General features: G+C 60.1%; 14 protein-coding genes. 9 read left to right on the plus strand and 5 right to left on the minus strand.

All coding sequences use genetic code 11. The features are described 5' to 3' along the window. The coding region (locus AEQ67_RS03120) for a transposase (RefSeq protein WP_161807457.1) at positions 1 to 298 on the minus strand (298 nt) is incomplete at its 3' end. 281 nt (positions 299 to 579) lie between these two features. On the opposite strand from AEQ67_RS03120, the gene AEQ67_RS03125 reads away from it, so the two are divergent. From AEQ67_RS03125 to AEQ67_RS03135, 3 genes are all read left to right on the plus strand, one after another. After that, entirely contained in the window at positions 580 to 1,362 is a 783-nt protein-coding gene (locus AEQ67_RS03125; RefSeq protein WP_059402428.1) for a creatininase, read from the plus strand. A gap of 149 nt (positions 1,363 to 1,511) precedes the next feature. Continuing rightward, complete coding sequence (gabP, locus tag AEQ67_RS03130; RefSeq protein ID WP_059402429.1) at positions 1,512 to 2,888, plus strand: GABA permease; 1,377 nt, start codon at positions 1,512 to 1,514, stop codon at positions 2,886 to 2,888. A gap of 264 nt (positions 2,889 to 3,152) precedes the next feature. Further along, positions 3,153 to 4,169, plus strand: coding sequence for a GlxA family transcriptional regulator (locus tag AEQ67_RS03135; protein WP_059402471.1), 1,017 nt, complete (start codon positions 3,153 to 3,155; stop codon positions 4,167 to 4,169). 135 nt (positions 4,170 to 4,304) lie between these two features. Here the strand turns inward: AEQ67_RS03135 and AEQ67_RS03140 are convergent, their stop codons facing one another. From AEQ67_RS03140 to AEQ67_RS03155, 4 genes are all read right to left on the minus strand, one after another. After that, positions 4,305 to 5,645 carry an MFS transporter gene (locus AEQ67_RS03140; protein WP_059402430.1) on the minus strand — a complete coding sequence of 447 codons (1,341 nt, stop codon included), beginning with the start codon at positions 5,643 to 5,645 and terminating at the stop codon, positions 4,305 to 4,307. Positions 5,646 to 5,906: 261 nt separating this feature from the next. Continuing rightward, positions 5,907 to 7,118 (minus strand): M24 family metallopeptidase, encoded by a 1,212-nt coding sequence (locus AEQ67_RS03145; RefSeq protein WP_059402431.1) that lies wholly within the window; start codon positions 7,116 to 7,118, stop codon positions 5,907 to 5,909. Positions 7,119 to 7,597: 479 nt separating this feature from the next. Next, on the minus strand, positions 7,598 to 8,605 hold the full coding sequence (locus AEQ67_RS03150; RefSeq protein ID WP_059402432.1) for a GlxA family transcriptional regulator: 1,008 nt from the start codon (positions 8,603 to 8,605) through the stop codon (positions 7,598 to 7,600). Between the two features lie 227 nt (positions 8,606 to 8,832). Further along, the gene (locus tag AEQ67_RS03155; protein WP_059402433.1) at positions 8,833 to 9,609 is read right to left on the minus strand and encodes a DNA-binding transcriptional regulator; all 777 of its coding nucleotides are present in this window, start codon (positions 9,607 to 9,609) and stop codon (positions 8,833 to 8,835) included. Positions 9,610 to 9,743: 134 nt separating this feature from the next. Here AEQ67_RS03155 and AEQ67_RS03160 point away from each other — a divergent pair, with 134 nt between their 5' ends. The 6 genes from AEQ67_RS03160 to dmpG are packed head-to-tail and all read left to right on the plus strand — an operon-like array spanning position 9,744 to position 16,072. After that, complete coding sequence (locus AEQ67_RS03160) at positions 9,744 to 11,402, plus strand: bifunctional 3-(3-hydroxy-phenyl)propionate/3-hydroxycinnamic acid hydroxylase (protein WP_152974790.1); 1,659 nt, start codon at positions 9,744 to 9,746, stop codon at positions 11,400 to 11,402. A 1-nt stretch (position 11,403) separates the two neighbouring features. After that, positions 11,404 to 12,357 carry a 3-carboxyethylcatechol 2,3-dioxygenase gene (mhpB, locus tag AEQ67_RS03165; protein ID WP_059402435.1) on the plus strand — a complete coding sequence of 318 codons (954 nt, stop codon included), beginning with the start codon at positions 11,404 to 11,406 and terminating at the stop codon, positions 12,355 to 12,357. A 17-nt stretch (positions 12,358 to 12,374) separates the two neighbouring features. After that, entirely contained in the window at positions 12,375 to 13,259 is an 885-nt protein-coding gene (locus AEQ67_RS03170) for an alpha/beta fold hydrolase (RefSeq protein ID WP_059402436.1), read from the plus strand. A 14-nt stretch (positions 13,260 to 13,273) separates the two neighbouring features. Beyond that, positions 13,274 to 14,068, plus strand: coding sequence for a 2-keto-4-pentenoate hydratase (mhpD, locus tag AEQ67_RS03175; RefSeq protein ID WP_059402437.1), 795 nt, complete (start codon positions 13,274 to 13,276; stop codon positions 14,066 to 14,068). A 32-nt stretch (positions 14,069 to 14,100) separates the two neighbouring features. Then, the gene (locus AEQ67_RS03180) at positions 14,101 to 15,036 is read left to right on the plus strand and encodes an acetaldehyde dehydrogenase (acetylating) (RefSeq protein WP_059402438.1); all 936 of its coding nucleotides are present in this window, start codon (positions 14,101 to 14,103) and stop codon (positions 15,034 to 15,036) included. Positions 15,037 to 15,046: 10 nt separating this feature from the next. Then, positions 15,047 to 16,072, plus strand: coding sequence for a 4-hydroxy-2-oxovalerate aldolase (gene dmpG / locus AEQ67_RS03185; protein WP_059402439.1), 1,026 nt, complete (start codon positions 15,047 to 15,049; stop codon positions 16,070 to 16,072). Positions 16,073 to 16,120: the final 48 nt, after the last annotated feature.

Here is a 16,120-nt window from a genome sequence, read left to right on the forward strand (position 1 = left end):
CCTCGCAGATCGCCTCGGCATCGGCGAAGTCGTTTTTGTTGCTTTTGACGTATGGACGTACGAGATGAGGTGCGATGAGCTTGGGCGTATGCCCCAGCTTGGCGGCCTCCTGCGCCATGAAGTGGGCACCACCACAAGCTTCCATCACGACGGTGCAAGATTCCAGGTTGGCCAGATACCGAATGAGCGACACCCGATTGAATTTTTTGCGGCAAAGCTCATGACCGCGATCATCTTGCGCATGCAGGTGAAAAGAGTGTTTTCCCAAGTCGATGGCGGCAATAGCTACTTTGTTCATGGCAACAGTCTCCGATGAGCCCCCGGTGAAAGCTTAGTGGGCGATCACAGGGGGCGGCGGGGGTAGCCATTTCATTAGGGTGTGCGTCGTTGCTGACTGATCGGTATTAAGCCACCGCCCCTCCTCGTGCCATAAAAGCCAAACCAGAGGGTGTTTTGTCAATTACGGGTCGGATTTGGACAAGTCGGCCCCCTCTCGATCTGATCGAATCGTTCTATGCGCCACCTTCGATTCCTGCAATCGAAAGGCAGGCAGATCAATCACTTGCACAAGGTACATCGATGAACAACAGCGTCGTTATTGGGGAACTCACCTGGCCCGAGTATGCAGAGAAGGTCGCGACGGGCTGCCCGATCTTTCTGCCCGTTGGCGCACTGGAACAGCACGGCCATCACATGTGCATGGAGGTGGACGTTCTGTTGCCTACCGCGATCTGCAAGGCGGTCGCGCAAAATGTCAGCGGCCTGGTGTTGCCGGCATTGGCCTATGGCTACAAGTCCCAGCAGAAATCAGGCGGTGGCAACCACTTCCCGGGTACGACCAGCCTCGATGGCGCCACGCTGACCCATACCGTGCAGGACATCATCCGCGAACTGGCACGCCACGGCGCCCGCAAACTGGTGATGATGAATGGGCACTATGAGAACTCGATGTTCATTGTCGAGGGCATCGACCTGGCCCTGCGAGAACTTCGCTACGCCGGCATCGATGACTTCAAAGTGGTGGTGCTGTCCTATTGGGATTTCGTCAACGACCCGGGTGTCATCGAAAAACTCTACCCCGATGGCTTCCTCGGTTGGGACATCGAACATGGCGGCATTTTCGAAACCTCGTTGATGCTGGCGCTGCACCCCGACAAGGTCGATCTGAGCCGTGCGGTTGACCATCCTCCCGCCACCTTCCCACCGTATGACGTGTTCCCCATCATCCCGGAGCGCACCCCGGCGTGTGGAACATTGTCGTCGCCCAAAGGTTCGAGTCGCGAGAAAGGCGAGTTGATTCTTGAAGTGTGTGTCTCGGGCATCAGCGCTGCCGTGCGCGAGGCGTTCGATTTAGAAAATTAAACCTGTAGGAGCGAGCTTGCTCGCGAAGGACTAGAGAGCGCTGCGTTGATTCAGAACGCCCGTGTCATCGTTATCCACCTTCGCGAGCGAGCTCGCTCCTACAGAGAGCCGTTGTTAACCCTCCAAGCATAATAAAAAGGGTAAGTCTCATGTCCAGTTCAACTCTGGCCCCAGGCCTCAAGCAGCGTCACGTCACCATGCTCTCCATTGCCGGGGCCATCGGCGCCGGCCTGTTTATCGGTTCAGGGCACGCCATCGCGTCGGCGGGCCCGGCCGCGATCCTGGCGTATATTTTTTCCGGCACCCTGGTGGTGCTGGTCATGCGCATGCTCGGTGAAATGGCCGTCGCCTCGCCGGATACCGGGTCATTCTCGACCTACGCCGAGCGGGCGATGGGACGCAGCGCCGGCTTCACCATCGGCTGGTTGTATTGGTGGTTCTGGGTGCTGGTCATTCCGATTGAAGCCAGCGCCGCCGCCGCGATTTTGCACGCCTGGTTTCCGTCCATTGCAACGTGGGAGTTTGCGATCGCCGTCACTGGATTGCTGACGTTGACCAACCTGTTCAGTGTCGCTCGTTACGGCGAGTTCGAGTTCTGGTTCGCCATGCTCAAAGTCATTGCGGTAGTGGGCTTTATCGCCCTTGGCGCGCTGGCCCTGGCGGGGGGATTACCGGAGACGACGGTGAGTGGCGTGGTGCAATTGAGCAAAGAGTTCGGTGGTTTCATGCCCAATGGCATGACCGCCGTGATCGGCGCGATGCTCACCACCGTGTTCAGCTTCATGGGCACTGAAATCGTCACCATCGCCGCGGCGGAATCACAGAACCCCTCGAAACAGATCACCCGGGCGACCAACTCGGTCGTCTGGCGCATGGGGATTTTCTATATCGTCTCGGTGTTCCTGATCATCTCCATCGTGCCCTGGAACGACCCGATGCTGATGCAAGTCGGCTCGTATCAGAGAGCGCTTGAGTTGATGAACATTCCCCACGCGAAAATGATTGTCGATGTCGTCGTGTTGATTGCTGTCGCCAGTTGCCTTAACTCAGCGATCTATACGGCGTCACGCATGGTCTACTCGCTAAGCAAACGCGGGGATGGCCCGCAAGTGCTGCAGAAAACGTCGTCTTCAGGGGTGCCCTACATTGCGGTGCTGGCCAGTACAGCGGTGGGTTTCCTGACCACCGCACTGAATTATTTCGCGCCCAACGAAGTGTTCTCGTTCCTCCTGGCCAGCTCCGGCGCCGTTGCGCTGCTGGTCTATCTGGCCATTGCGGTTTCACAACTGGTCCTTCGCAAGAAGATGAATGCATCAGGACAGCCGATCGCGTTCAAGATGTGGTTTTACCCCTGGCTGAGCTACCTGGTGATCTTCTGCATCCTGAGCATTCTGGTGGTTATGCTGATATTGCCCGAGCACCGCATGGAAGTGATTGCGACGGGTGCGCTCACTCTGTCCATCGTCTGCATGGGGGCAATTTTCAACGCCAAAAAGAGCGCCGTGCAGAAAGCTGGATTGGCGTGAACACTTAACGCCTCGACGCTTCTTTGAGATATCGCGTCAACGATTAACCGGTCACCTCTTTCCGGTCCGCTCTCCACCACGAGCGGGCCGGTTTTTTTTGCCCCGCCTTCCCTGCTTCCGCCGCGAAATGCCTATTGATCGGGCACTCGGTGTAAGATCCAGAAACCCGAAAGCGGGCTTGATAACCATAAAAACGAGATGACGTTGCCACTTCCGGCGGCTAGCCGCAGAGCGCGTCACTGTTACAGTTGAGGAGCGGTAATGATGGCGAAACTCCAGGTGGCGAAACCCGCTGCAGGACGTTCGGCGAATGAACAAGGGCCAGTGAAGACCGTGGGCTTTCTGGTCATTCCCAACTTCACCACCATCGGCTTCGCCTCCGCCGTGGAAACCCTGCGGATGGCCAATATGGCCGCGCGCAAACCGATGTTCCGCACGGTGATCATCGCCGCCAGCCTGGACCCGGTCACGGCCAGCAACGGCATGCGCATCCTGCCCGACCACACCATCACCGATGCGCCCAAGCTCGACATGCTGTTCGTTGTCGGATCGAACCCGATCGTCTCCAATCACAGCAGCCGGCCGCTGCTCAATTGGCTGCGCAAACTGGCGCATGATCAGGTGCCACTCGGCGGCATTTGCACCGGCAGCCATTTGTTGGCGCGTGCCGATTTGCTCAAGGGCTATCGCTGCACGATTCACTGGGAAGACATCGAAGCGCTGAAGGAGCGTTTCCCGGGGATCATCATTTCCAACCAGTTGTTTGAGCTCGACCGTGATCGCTACACCTGCTCCGGTGGTGTGGCTTCCATGGACATGACCCTGCAGTTGATCGCGCGCGAACCCGGTGGCCGGGACATCGCGGCGCATGCGGCCGAGTTGTTGTTGTGTGATCGGGTACGGGGCGCGAGGAAGCAACAACGAGTGCCCTTGCGGCAGAAGCTGGGCACCTCGCAGCCCAAGCTCAGCCAGATGGTGGCGATCATGGAAGCCAATCTCGAGGAGCCGGTGGGCCTTGAGGAACTTGCGCGTTTGAACGAGGTGTCGGTGCGGCAACTGGAGCGCCTGTTTCACAAGCACCTGCAACGCACACCGAGTCAGTATTACCTGGAATTGCGCCTGTCACGGGCGCGGCAATTGCTGCTGCGCAGTGAATCGCAAGTCCGCGACATCGCCCTCGCCTGCGGCTTCGTTTCCCCGGCGCACTTCTCCAAATGCTACAGCCGGTTCTTCGGTGTATCGCCTATAGGCGAGCGTAAGCAAGTGGCTGCGGTGCATTGATTGCTTGTCAGTATTGATGTTGGCCGGGCTGGCCCCTTCGCGGGCAAGCCCGCTCCCACATTTGATCTGGGTGAACACAGGTTGTGTGTCCACTGAAGATCTCCTGTGGGAGCGGGCTTGCCCGCGATGGCGTCCTCAGTCCTGCAACGCTTTATGCGCCGTTTCCCGACTCGCCAGCATGGCAATCAATGCCACCGCCGCTGCCGCCAGCAGATACCAGGCCGGGGCCATTTTGTTGCCGGTCAGTTGGATCAGCCAGGTGGCGATAAACGGCGCGGTGCCGCCAAATACCGCATTGGCGATATTGAAGCTGAAGGCAAAACCACTGAAGCGCACGCGGGTGGGGAATATCTCGGCGAGGAAGCACGGCAAGGTGCCGTCGTTCATGGCCAGGATCGCGCCGAAGGCAATCTGGATCATCAGAATCACCATCAGCGGCTGATTCTCCAACATCCCGAACAGCGGAAAGGTCAGCGCCAGGAACAGCACCGAAGCGGTCAGCAACATGGTTTTGCGTCCAAACCGGTCAGACAGCTTGCCCATCAGAAAAATCAGCCCGATGTAGGTCGCCAGCGACACCGTTGACGCCAGGAACGAATCACTCTCGCTCATGCCCATCTCGGTCGACAGGTAAGTCGGCATGTAGCTGAGCAACAGGTAAAACGCCACCGCGTTCAGACAGGTCACACCAATGCCGATCATCACGCTGCGCCGGTGTACGGTGAGCAATTCACGAACCGGAGCGTGGGTCGCGCACTCCTTCGCTTCGAGGCGTTTTTCCATCTCCAGGAACTTCGGCGTGTCTTGCAAACTCATGCGGATATAGCGCCCCACCAGACCGAACGGCGCTGCCAGCAGAAAGGGCAAGCGCCAGCCCCAACTGTGCAAATCGTCAACACTCATCCACGCATGCAGACCGGCGACAAACACCGCGCCGAACAGCAAGCCGGCCGCCGTACTCGCCGGGACAATGCTGGTGTACAACCCGCGTTTACCCTCGGGGGCATACTCGGCGAGAAAGGCCGATGCGCCGGCGTACTCACCGGAAGCCGAGAAGCCCTGGAACAGGCGAATCAGCAACAACAAGGCCGGCGCCCACAGGCCAATATGGTTGTAGGTCGGCAGGATGCCGATGCAGAAGGTCGAGACCGACATAATCAGAATCGACCAGGACAACGCACTGCGCCGCCCGTATTTGTCACCGAAATGCCCCCAGACCAGTCCACCCAGCGGGCGAACGATGAACGACAGCGCGAACACCGCGAATGTCGCCAGCAGCGCGGTGGCCTTGTCGGTCTGCGGAAAAAACGTCAGCGCGATGACAGTTGCCAGATAGCCGTAGGCCGCATAGTCGAACCACTCGACGAAGTTGCCCATGAAGCTGGCACTGGCTGCGCGCCGCAGGGCCTTGCGCTCGGATGTCTGTTCAAGTTGCTGTGCCAGGGTCGGCGTCAGGCTTGCGCTTTGGGTGCTCATTGGGCACCTCCGGTGTGAGAGGTGCGGTGATCTTGATGAAACGTCGGGACGTTGAACATGACAAAACCCTCTATTGTTTTACTTGGCAGGGTTAAGGCTCTGTAGGAGCTGCCGAAGGCTGCGATCTTTTGATCTTGATCTTAAAAATAAAATCAAAAGATCGCAGCCTTCGGCAGCTCCTACAGGGTTGATGCTGCGCGCTCTGGCGTGCGCATGCATCATGGTAAAACGCCGCACAGGTTCACTGTGCGGCGTGCGATCTTACTTTTTGATGATGTTGTGTTCCGGGCCATACGGGAATTGGGTGATGTTTTCCCCGCCCTGTTCGTTGACGATCAAGATGTCGTGTTCACGATAACCACCGGCACCCGGAAGGCCTTCGGGCAGCATGATCATCGGCTCGATGGACACCACCATTCCCGGTTCCAGAACGGTGTCGATGTCTTCGCGCAGTTCCAGCCCGGCTTCGCGGCCGTAGTAGTGGCTCAGCGTACCGAAGGAGTGGCCGTAGCCGAAGGTGCGGTATTGCAGCAGATCGTGTTCCAGGAAGATCTCGTTCAATTGCAGGGCGATATCGCAGCAGCGCATGCCCGGCTTGATCAGTTTCAGACCGGCCTCGTGCACCTTGACGTTGACTTCCCACAAGCGCAGGTGCTCGTCGGAACAGTGGTCGAGGAACAAGGTGCGTTCCAGCGCGGTGTAGTAACCGGCGATCATCGGGAAGCAATTGAGGCTGAGGATGTCGCCCTTGTTGACCTTGCGCGACGTCACCGGGTTATGCGCGCCGTCGGTGTTGATGCCGGACTGGAACCAGGTCCAGGTGTCCATCAGTTCGGAGTCCGGGAACGTGCGGGCAATCTCGCGCACCATGGCCTGCGTGGCGTGCAGGGCCACTTCGTATTCCGGCACCTGGTCACGCAAGGCTTCGACGATGGCGGCACCGCCAATGTCTGCCACGCGGGCGCCGTGACGAATGATCGCGTGCTCTTCGGCGGACTTGATCATGCGCATGCGCATGCACGGTGCGGCGATGTCCACCAGTTCAGCCTGCGGATAGCGGCTGGCCAGTTTGTCGCGGTTGAGCAAATTCAGATGGTCGAACTCGATGCCGATACGCCCGGCTTTCGGCAAGGCTTGCTGGATGGCGACGAAGTAGTTGTCGCGTTGCCAGTCGGTATAGACGATGTTTTCAGTGCCGACAGTCCGGCGCCAAGGTTGGCCACCATCAATGTTGGCGCTGATGGTCACGGCGCTGTCCTGGGTCACGACCAGCGCGTACTGGCGACCGAATGAGCAATACAGGAAATCGCTGTAGTAATTGATGTTGTGATAGGAAGTGAAGACTGCCGCGTCGATATTGTTCTGCGCCAGATACGCCCGCAGCTTGGCCTGGCGGTTGGCATATTCCTGAGCCGAGAACGTCGGGCTCACTTTCTCGCCGTTCTTGATCTGGATGGTTTTCGGCATTTGCATGTCATTTATCCTTGTCATTGTTTGAGCTACAGAAGGCGCCAATCTGGCGGGCCGCTGAAGATCATTCGAACAGATGCAAAGCACGGTTTTTTGCGCGAATCCGACCTGTAGTTGGTCATATCCGCTGTTTACAAAAGCCCCCATCAAAGGCCGCCATAACGCGCCCCGTAGCGAGGCTGCGTCCGGCCCTGTAGGAGCTGTCGAGCTTTGCGAGGCTGCGATCGGCCCTGTAGGAGCTGTCGAGCTTGCGAGGCTGCGATCGGCTGCGCAGCAGTCGTAAACCCTGAGGACGCGGTCAGTCAGATACACCACATTGTCTGATTTCACGACTGCTTCGCAGCCGATCGCAGCCTCGCAAAGCTCGACAGCTCCTACAGGGCCGGACGCAGCCTCGCAAGCTCGACAGCTGCTACAGGGGTTTGTGTTGCAGAAACCAAAATGCCCCTGCTTGGCGGGGGCATTGGCAAAGGGTCGCGCGGTCAGTGCGGCAGCGGGCTTGCTCGCGATGAGGCCGGTGCTTTCAACATCAATGCCCGCTGACTCTCCGCTATCGGGACTGCGCCCACATGATCACGCGGGTGCGCACCGAAGTATTGGCGATAACAGCGAAAGAAATGCTGCAACGAGACAAATCCGCACTCGCGAGCGACCGCAGGCAGAGGCTGTTCAGCGGCGCGCAATAACTGACGCGCCCGTTGCAACCGCAAGTCCAGATAGTGCCTGGACGGCGAACATCCCAGGCTGCATTTGAACAAACGCTCCAGATGGCGACGGGAAATGCCCAGGGTCTCGGCCAATTCGTCGATACCCAGTGTTTGGCTCAAGTGCTCATTCATCAAGGCCAGCGTCGCTTGAAGTTTTGCCGGGGCATTTTGCGTCGGTAGCAGTGGCCGGGCCTGACGCGCGGCATGTTTTTCCATCCGCAGGATCAGCCCACGACCATGGGTCCGGGCAAGCAGTTCGTGCATCAACCCTTGAACAGCCTGCGGGCCGACGCAGGTCAGCCGTTGGCGGTCGACGCAGAACGGTGCGGCCACCGGCGTCAATTCGCTGAAGGCAGCAAACGTCAGTGACGGGGCCGGTTCCGGCAAGCTGCAGCGGAACCCATTCAAAGCGCCGATCTGCGCCAGCAGCCAACCGGCCTTGCCCAACGCCCCCAGACCGATCGGCTGCGCAGCCCAATGACGCAGCTGCCGGTCCAGGTCTGGATGATGCAGGTTGTCACCATCACAGAGGATCAACACATCGAGCGGTTGCGCCAGATCCAGTCGCGCAGTGGCGGTGGCGATGCCGTTGCTGGCGTTCAGTTGCCGACCGTCCAGACTGAGCATTTGCCACTGGCAAACAGTGCGCCCCGCCAACTGATTGGCCAGGCGCAATGGCTCCAGCGCATTGGCCAGGGTATACAAATCGAAGGTGTCCATCAGCCAGAAACCAATACGCAACGCCGGCGGTTGTGGCCGGCCAGCTTCGGTCAGTTGCAGCATCTCCCGCCCTCCCATTGGTCAATGCTGCGATTTTCGGCGCCTGGGATCATCCACACGTGTCAGATATCGACTCCAAAGTGTTCGCCTCTACCGATTTCGGGCGGGACGTGATGCTGCGTGCTGACCTTGCGCGATGAACGGGTTATTTTCCTGAGGACTACTCGTCAATGTCCCCATTTGTTTAGTTGAGTGAGGCAGTAACCGCGAATTCCTACAGCACGAAACATCTATCCCAATTGAGCCTGGATCTTTTCCACCACGCCCCGCATCGCCGGCAAGTAGCGGCGAGCGGCTTCCTCAATGGGCATGGCCTTGGCGATGTAGACCAGATTCAGGCAGCCCATCACCTGCTCCTCATGCATAACCGGAATGGCAATGGCGGCAATCTTGCGTTCCTCTCCCCAATGCGCATTATTTTCGCCATAACCCTTACTGAGTGTGTGCTCCACCAACCGGTCGACAAATCGGCGATCCGCGGCAAACGCAGATTGTTCGTCTTCACGGCTGACCATCAACTCAATCAACTCTTCTCGCTCTGCAGGTCGGCAGTGCGCAAAGTACGCGCGCCCGGTCGCGGTCATGAGCAAAGGTAAGCGGCGGCCGACCATGGAGCGGTGAAACGACAGGCGACTGAAACGATGGGTGGTCTCACGAATAACCATGGCATCGCCGTCCAGCGTGCACAGGTCGGTGGGCCAGACGACCTCCTGCAGCAACTCGCCAAGCAACGGTGCGGCGATGGAGGAAATCCATTGTTCATCGCGAAACCCTTCACTGAGTTCGCGCACTTTCAACGTCAATCGATAGCTGTCATCCGACTCGCTACGCCGCACATAGCCTTCAGCCTGCAGGGTCTCCAACAGTCTGCGCACGGTGGTGCGGTGCAACCCGCTCTGCTCAGCCAATTGCGCAGTGCTGGCGCCGCCATCGAAGCGGTTCAAGCCATTGATCAGTGCCAGACCACGCATCAGACCGCGCACGGCTTTGTATTCAGTCTCGCTCATTGACGACCTCTTTATTGTTGTAAATCAATCATGTGCACTTAGTGCACACTAACAAGGGTTGTCGTTGTCGACCAGCCTTGTGATTTCCATACTGCGCCCAACAAGAAATCCAAAAGCGCTGTACGGAGATGACTATGAGTTCTGCCCCCACTCCTTCCACATTGGACCTGACCACCGACGTTGCCATCGTCGGCGCCGGCCCTGTTGGCTTGATGATCGCCAATTACCTGGGCCAATGTGGTGTGAATGTCACCGTAGTGGAAAAGCTCGACAGCCTGATCGACTACCCCCGCGCCATCGGTCTGGACGACGAAAGCCTGCGTACTTTCCAGGCCGTCGGTCTGGCCGACAACGTGCTGCCGCACACCACGCCCTGGCACGCCATGCGTTTCCTGACACCCAAAGGCCGCTGCTTTGCCGATATACAGCCCAAGACCGATGAGTTCGGCTGGTCTCGGCGCAACGCCTTCATCCAGCCCTTGGCCGACCGTGTGCTATTCGAAGGTTTGCAGCGTTTCGACAACGTCAAAGTGCTGTTCGGCCGTGAGCTCGAAGGCTTCGAGCAAAACAACAGCGTTGTGGTCCTCAACCTCAAGGATCAGAAAGGCCGCAGCGAACGCCTGCAGGCCCGTTATCTGATCGGCTGCGACGGTGGCAACAGCCTGGTGCGGCGCAACCTCAACATCAGTTTCGAAGGCAAGACCGCGCCGAATCAGTGGATCGTCGTCGACATCGCCAACGACCCGCTGAGCACGCCCCATGTTTACCTGTGCTGCGACCCGGTGCGCCCGTATGTGTCCGCCGCCCTGCCCCACGGCGTGCGCCGTTTCGAATTCATGGTCATGCCCGGCGAGACCGAAGCCGAGCTGAGCAAACCCGAGAACATGCGCAAACTGCTGGCCAAGGTGCTGCCCAATCCCGATCGCATCGAATTGATCCGCAGCCGCGTCTATACCCACAACGCTCGCCTGGCCGGTAAGTTCCGTGAGGGACGGGTGCTGCTGGCCGGCGATGCCGCGCACATCATGCCGGTATGGCAGGGCCAGGGGTACAACAGCGGCATGCGCGACGCTTCCAACCTGGCATGGAAACTGTCGCTGGTAGTCAAAGGCCTGGCCGCCGACAGCCTGCTCGACAGCTATGAACAAGAACGTCGCGATCACGCCAAGGCGATGATCGACCTTTCGGTACTGGCCGGTCACGTATTGGCGCCGCCCAAACGCTGGCAAGGCACTTTGCGTGATGGTGTGTCGTGGCTGCTCAACTATGTGCCGCCGGTTAAACGCTACTTCGTGGAAATGCGCTTCAAGCCGATGCCGCAATACACCGAGGGCGCGTTGATCGTACCCAGCGAAAAAGGCTCACCGGTGGGCAAGATGTTCATCCAGCCGCGGGTGCTGACCGAAGCCGGCGACACCGTGTTGCTGGATGAGGTGATCGGCGAGAACTTCGCGATTATCGCTTGGGGCTGCGACCCGACCTGGGGCCTGACGGCGGCACAGCTCGAGCAATGGCAAGCACTGGGCACGCGCTTTATCCAGGTCCTGCCGGACGTCCAGCTCAAAGCGACCAGCGACGTCAGCCAAGGCGTGATCCGCATCGGTGACAGCACCGGCCGCCTCAAGGAATGGTTCGCCCGCGGCTCGGCCTCTATCGCCCTGGTGCGTCCGGATCGCTTCCTCGCCGGCCTGGCCATTCCGCAAACGGTCGGCCAGGCCTGTGATGAATTGGCCCTGGCGCTCAAGGCGCTGCCGCAACCCGAAGTGGCGATCCTAGCCAGCAAGGTGGCCTGACATGAGCGCCTATCTGCACTGCTTGTCTCACACTCCACTGGTGGGCTACGTCGACCCGACACCTGAAGTGCTGGCCGAGGTCGACGATATGATCGCCGATGCCCGTGAGCGCATCGCTCGTTTCGAGCCGGAGCTGATCGTGCTGTTCGGGCCCGACCACTACAACGGCTTTTTCTACGACGTGATGCCAGCCTTCTGCATCGGCATGGCCGCCCATGCCATCGGCGATTTCGACACGGCTGCCGGGCCTTTGGACGTGCCTAAAGCGCTGGCTGAATCCTGCGCACAGGCTGTCCTGGATGCCGGTGTCGACGCGGCCATCTCCTATCGCATGCAGGTCGACCATGCGTTCGCCCAACCGCTGGAGCTGTTGCTTGGCGGTTTACAGGCCTGTCCGGTGATTCCGGTGTTCATCAATTCGGTCGCCGTGCCCCTGCCCGGTTTCAAGCGTGCCCGTCTGCTCGGTGAAGCGATTGGCCAGTGGGCACAGTCGCTGAACAAGCGCGTGCTGTTTCTGGCCTCAGGTGGTTTGTCACACCAGCCCCCGGTTCCGGAACTGGCCAAGGTCGATGCGCGCATGGCTGATCGCCTGATGGGTAGCGGTCGCCAGCTGCCAGCCGATGAGCGACAGGCGCGCCAGCAACGAGTCATCCAGGCCGCCCGGGATTTCGTTGAAGACCAACACAGTCTGCATCCGCTTAATCCTGTTTGGGATCAGCAGTTTCTCGACATCCTCGAGCAAGGCCGGCTGAGCGACCTCGATTCGCTGGGGAACGACGAGCTGTCGGCACTGGCCGGCAAATCCACTCACGAAGTGAAAACCTGGGTCGCCGCCTTCGCCGCGCTTTGCGCCTTCGGCCCTTATCAGACCGAAGGCCGCTACTACCGCCCGATTCCCGAATGGATCGCAGGCTTCGCCGCCCTTGGCGCCCAGCCGCTGAACAACCACCTTTGAATCCAAGGAACACTGACATGACTGCCACTGAACCCGCATTCACCGAAGCGTCCACCAGCCGCTTTGCACACATCAAGGAAGGCGATCTGGACCTGCAACTGCATTACAACGATGTCGGCCCAAGCACTGAAGACCCGGGCGCCGAAACCGTAGTCATGCTCCACGGTTCCGGCCCCGGCGCCAGCGGCTGGGCCAACTTCCACCGCAACATCGAACCCTTGGTGGCCGCTGGTTACCGAGTGATTTTGCTGGACTGCCCAGGCTGGAGCAAAAGCGACCCGATCGTTTGTGACGGTTCGCGTTCGAACCTCAACGCACGAGCGCTCAAGGGGCTGCTCGATGTGCTGGATCTGAACTGTGTTCACATCATCGGTAACTCCATGGGCGGCCACAGTGCCGTGGCCTTTGCCCTGGAAAACCCTGAGCGGGTCGGCAAACTGGTCTTGATGGGCGGCGGCACCGGCGGCCCAAGTGCGTTCGTGCCGCAACCCACCGAAGGCATCAAGCTGATCGGCGCGCTGTACCGCGAACCGACCATTGAAAACCTGAAGAAGATGATGAACGTCTTCGTGTTCGACGCCAGCAGTCTGACCGAAGCGTTATTCCAGACCCGCCTGGACAACATCCTGGCGCACCGTGAGCACCTGGAAAACTTCGTCAAGAGCAGCACCCTCAATCCCAAGCAATTCCCTGATTTCAGCCACCGCCTGCACGAAATCACCGCCCAGACGCTGCTCGTCTGGGGCCGCGAAGATCGCTTCGTGCCCATGGACACCGGCCTGCGCCTGCTGGCCGGCCTGCCCCATGCACAACTGCACGTGTTCAATCGCTGCGGCCACTGGGCCCAGTGGGAACACGCCGAGACCTTCAACCGCATGGTCCTGGACTTCCTGACCCACTGATCACAGAGGCTGACATGACCCTGACTCAACACACTCTGGAACGGCTGGCGGCGGACCTGCGCCCCGCCGAGGCCGACGGCGAGGCCATCGCACCTCTACGCGAACAAATTGGCGAAGACAACGCCGAGGCCGCCTACACCATCCAGCGCCTGAATGTCGCTTACGGGGTGGCCAACGGCCGCCGCGTGGTCGGCCGCAAGATCGGCCTGACCAACCCCAAGGTGCAGGCACAGTTAGGCGTGGACCAGCCGGACTTCGGCACGCTTTTCGCCGACATGTGCTACGGCGACAACGAAAGCGTGCCCGTCACTCGCGTACTGCAACCGAAGATCGAGGCCGAAATTGCCCTGATCCTCGAGCGCGATCTGCCCCGCGCCGACACCACGTTTGCCGACGTGATGGCGGCCACCGGCTGGGTCGTGCCGGCACTGGAAATTGTCGGCAGTCGGGTCCAGGGCTGGGCCATCCGCTTCGTCGATACCGTGGCGGATAACGCCTCCAGTGGTTGTTTCGTATTGGGTGGCCCGGCTCGACGTATCGATGGGCTCGACCTGCGCCAGGCCAGCATGCGCATGACCCGCAATGGCGAAGAAGTGTCTAGCGGCTGCGGCGCCGAATGCCTGGGGCATCCACTCAATGCGGCCGTGTGGCTGGCGCAAACCATGGCGCGCTTGGGCGATCCGCTGCGGGCCGGCGACATCATCCTCACCGGGGCACTTGGGCCGATGGTGGCGGTGGCGGCGGGCGATCGATTCGAGACCGAGATCGAAGGCATCGGTCGTGTCGGTGTTCAGTTCAGCGCCGAGTGATCGGCGACTTGCGTGCAAATGAGGCAACAACAATGAACAAACTCAAAGTCGCCATCGTCGGTTCCGGCAACATCGGCACCGACCTGATGATCAAGATCCTGCGTAACGCCAAACACCTGGAAATGGCGGTCATGGTTGGCATCGACCCGGCCTCCGATGGTCTCGCCCGCGCCCAGCGCATGGGTGTGGCGGTGACCCATGAAGGCGTTGAAGGCCTGATCCGCATGGACGTCTTCAAGGACATCGAATTCGTCTTCGATGCCACCTCGGCCGGCGCCCATGTGAAGAACGACGCCTTCCTGCGCTCGATCAAACCCGGGATTCGCCTGATCGACCTGACCCCGGCAGCCATCGGCCCGTACTGCGTGCCGGTGGTCAACCTGGAACAAACCCTCGCTCAGCTCAACGTCAACATGGTGACTTGCGGTGGCCAGGCGCCCCTCCCCGTGGTCGCGGCGGGGTCGCGCGTGGCGAAAGTGCATTCCGCCGAAATCGTCGCCTCGATCGCCAGCAAGTCCGCCGGCCCGGGCACCCGTGCCAACATCGACGAGTTCACCGAAACCACCTCCAAGGCCATCGAAGTAATCGGCGGTGCAGCCAAGGGCAAGGCGATCATCGTGATGAACCCGGCCGAGCCGCCGTTGATGATGCGCGACACGGTGTTTGTGTTGTCCGAAGCCGCCGATCAGGCACTGGTCGAGGCGTCCATCGTGGAGATGGCGGCCGCCGTGCAAGCCTACGTACCGGGCTATCGCCTGAAGCAAAAAGTCCAGTTCGACGTGATACCTGAAGACGCGCCGCTGAATATTCCGGGCCTCGGCAAATTCTCCGGCCTCAAGACTTCGGTGTTCCTCGAAGTCGAAGGGGCCGCCCATTACCTGCCAGCCTACGCCGGCAATCTCGACATCATGACCTCCGCAGCCTTGGCCACCGCCGAGCGCATGGCGCAGTCGATGCTGAACGCCTGAGGAGACCGACATGACTTTTAATCCCGGCAAAAAACTCTACATCTCCGACGTGACCCTGCGTGATGGCAGCCATGCGATTCGCCATCAGTATTCGCTGCAAAACGTGCAGGACATCGCCCGCGCCCTGGACAAAGCCAAGGTTGACTCGATCGAAGTCGCCCATGGCGACGGCCTGCAAGGTTCGAGCTTCAACTATGGCTTTGCTGCGCACACCGACCTGGAGTGGATCGAGGCCGCGGCCGATGTGATCAGCCACGCCAAAATTACCACCTTGCTGCTGCCCGGCATCGGCACGGTGCATGACCTCAAAGCGGCCTACAACGCCGGTGCCCGGGTGGTGCGCATCGCCACCCATTGCACCGAAGCGGATGTGTCAAAACAGCACATCGAGTATGCCCGCGAGCTGGGCATGGACACCGTCGGTTTCCTGATGATGAGCCATATGATTCCGGCCGAGCAGCTGGCCGCGCAGGCCAAGTTGATGGAAAGCTACGGTGCGACGTGCGTGTACATGGCCGACTCCGGCGGGGCCATGAACATGCAGGATGTGCGCGAGCGTTTCCGTGCATTTAAAGCCGTACTCAAACCGGAAACCGAGACCGGCATGCACGCGCACCACAACCTGAGCCTGGGGGTTGCCAACTCGATCACCGCCGTCGAGGAAGGTTGCGACCGCATCGATGCCAGCCTCGCGGGCATGGGCGCCGGTGCCGGTGCCGGTAACGCGCCGCTGGAAGTGTTTATCGCGGCCGCCGAGCGCCTGGGTTGGAACCACGGCACCGACCTTTACACGCTGATGGACGCGGCTGACGACATCGTTCGTCCGCTGCAGGACCGTCCGGTTCGAGTCGACCGCGAGACGCTCGCGCTGGGTTATGCCGGCGTCTATTCAAGCTTCCTGCGCCATGCCGAAATCGCTGCAGCCAAATACGGCCTCAAGACCCTCGACATCCTCGTCGAACTGGGCAGACGCCGCATGGTCGGCGGTCAGGAAGACATGATCGTCGACGTCGCGCTGGATCTGCTCAAACGCTGACCGAGCACCACACCGGCTGACCGCCCACGCAGCGGTCGGTCGGCCCTG

Origin of the sequence: Pseudomonas sp. RIT-PI-q (assembly GCF_001297125.1) — a bacterium.
Lineage (GTDB): Bacteria > Pseudomonadota > Gammaproteobacteria > Pseudomonadales > Pseudomonadaceae > Aquipseudomonas.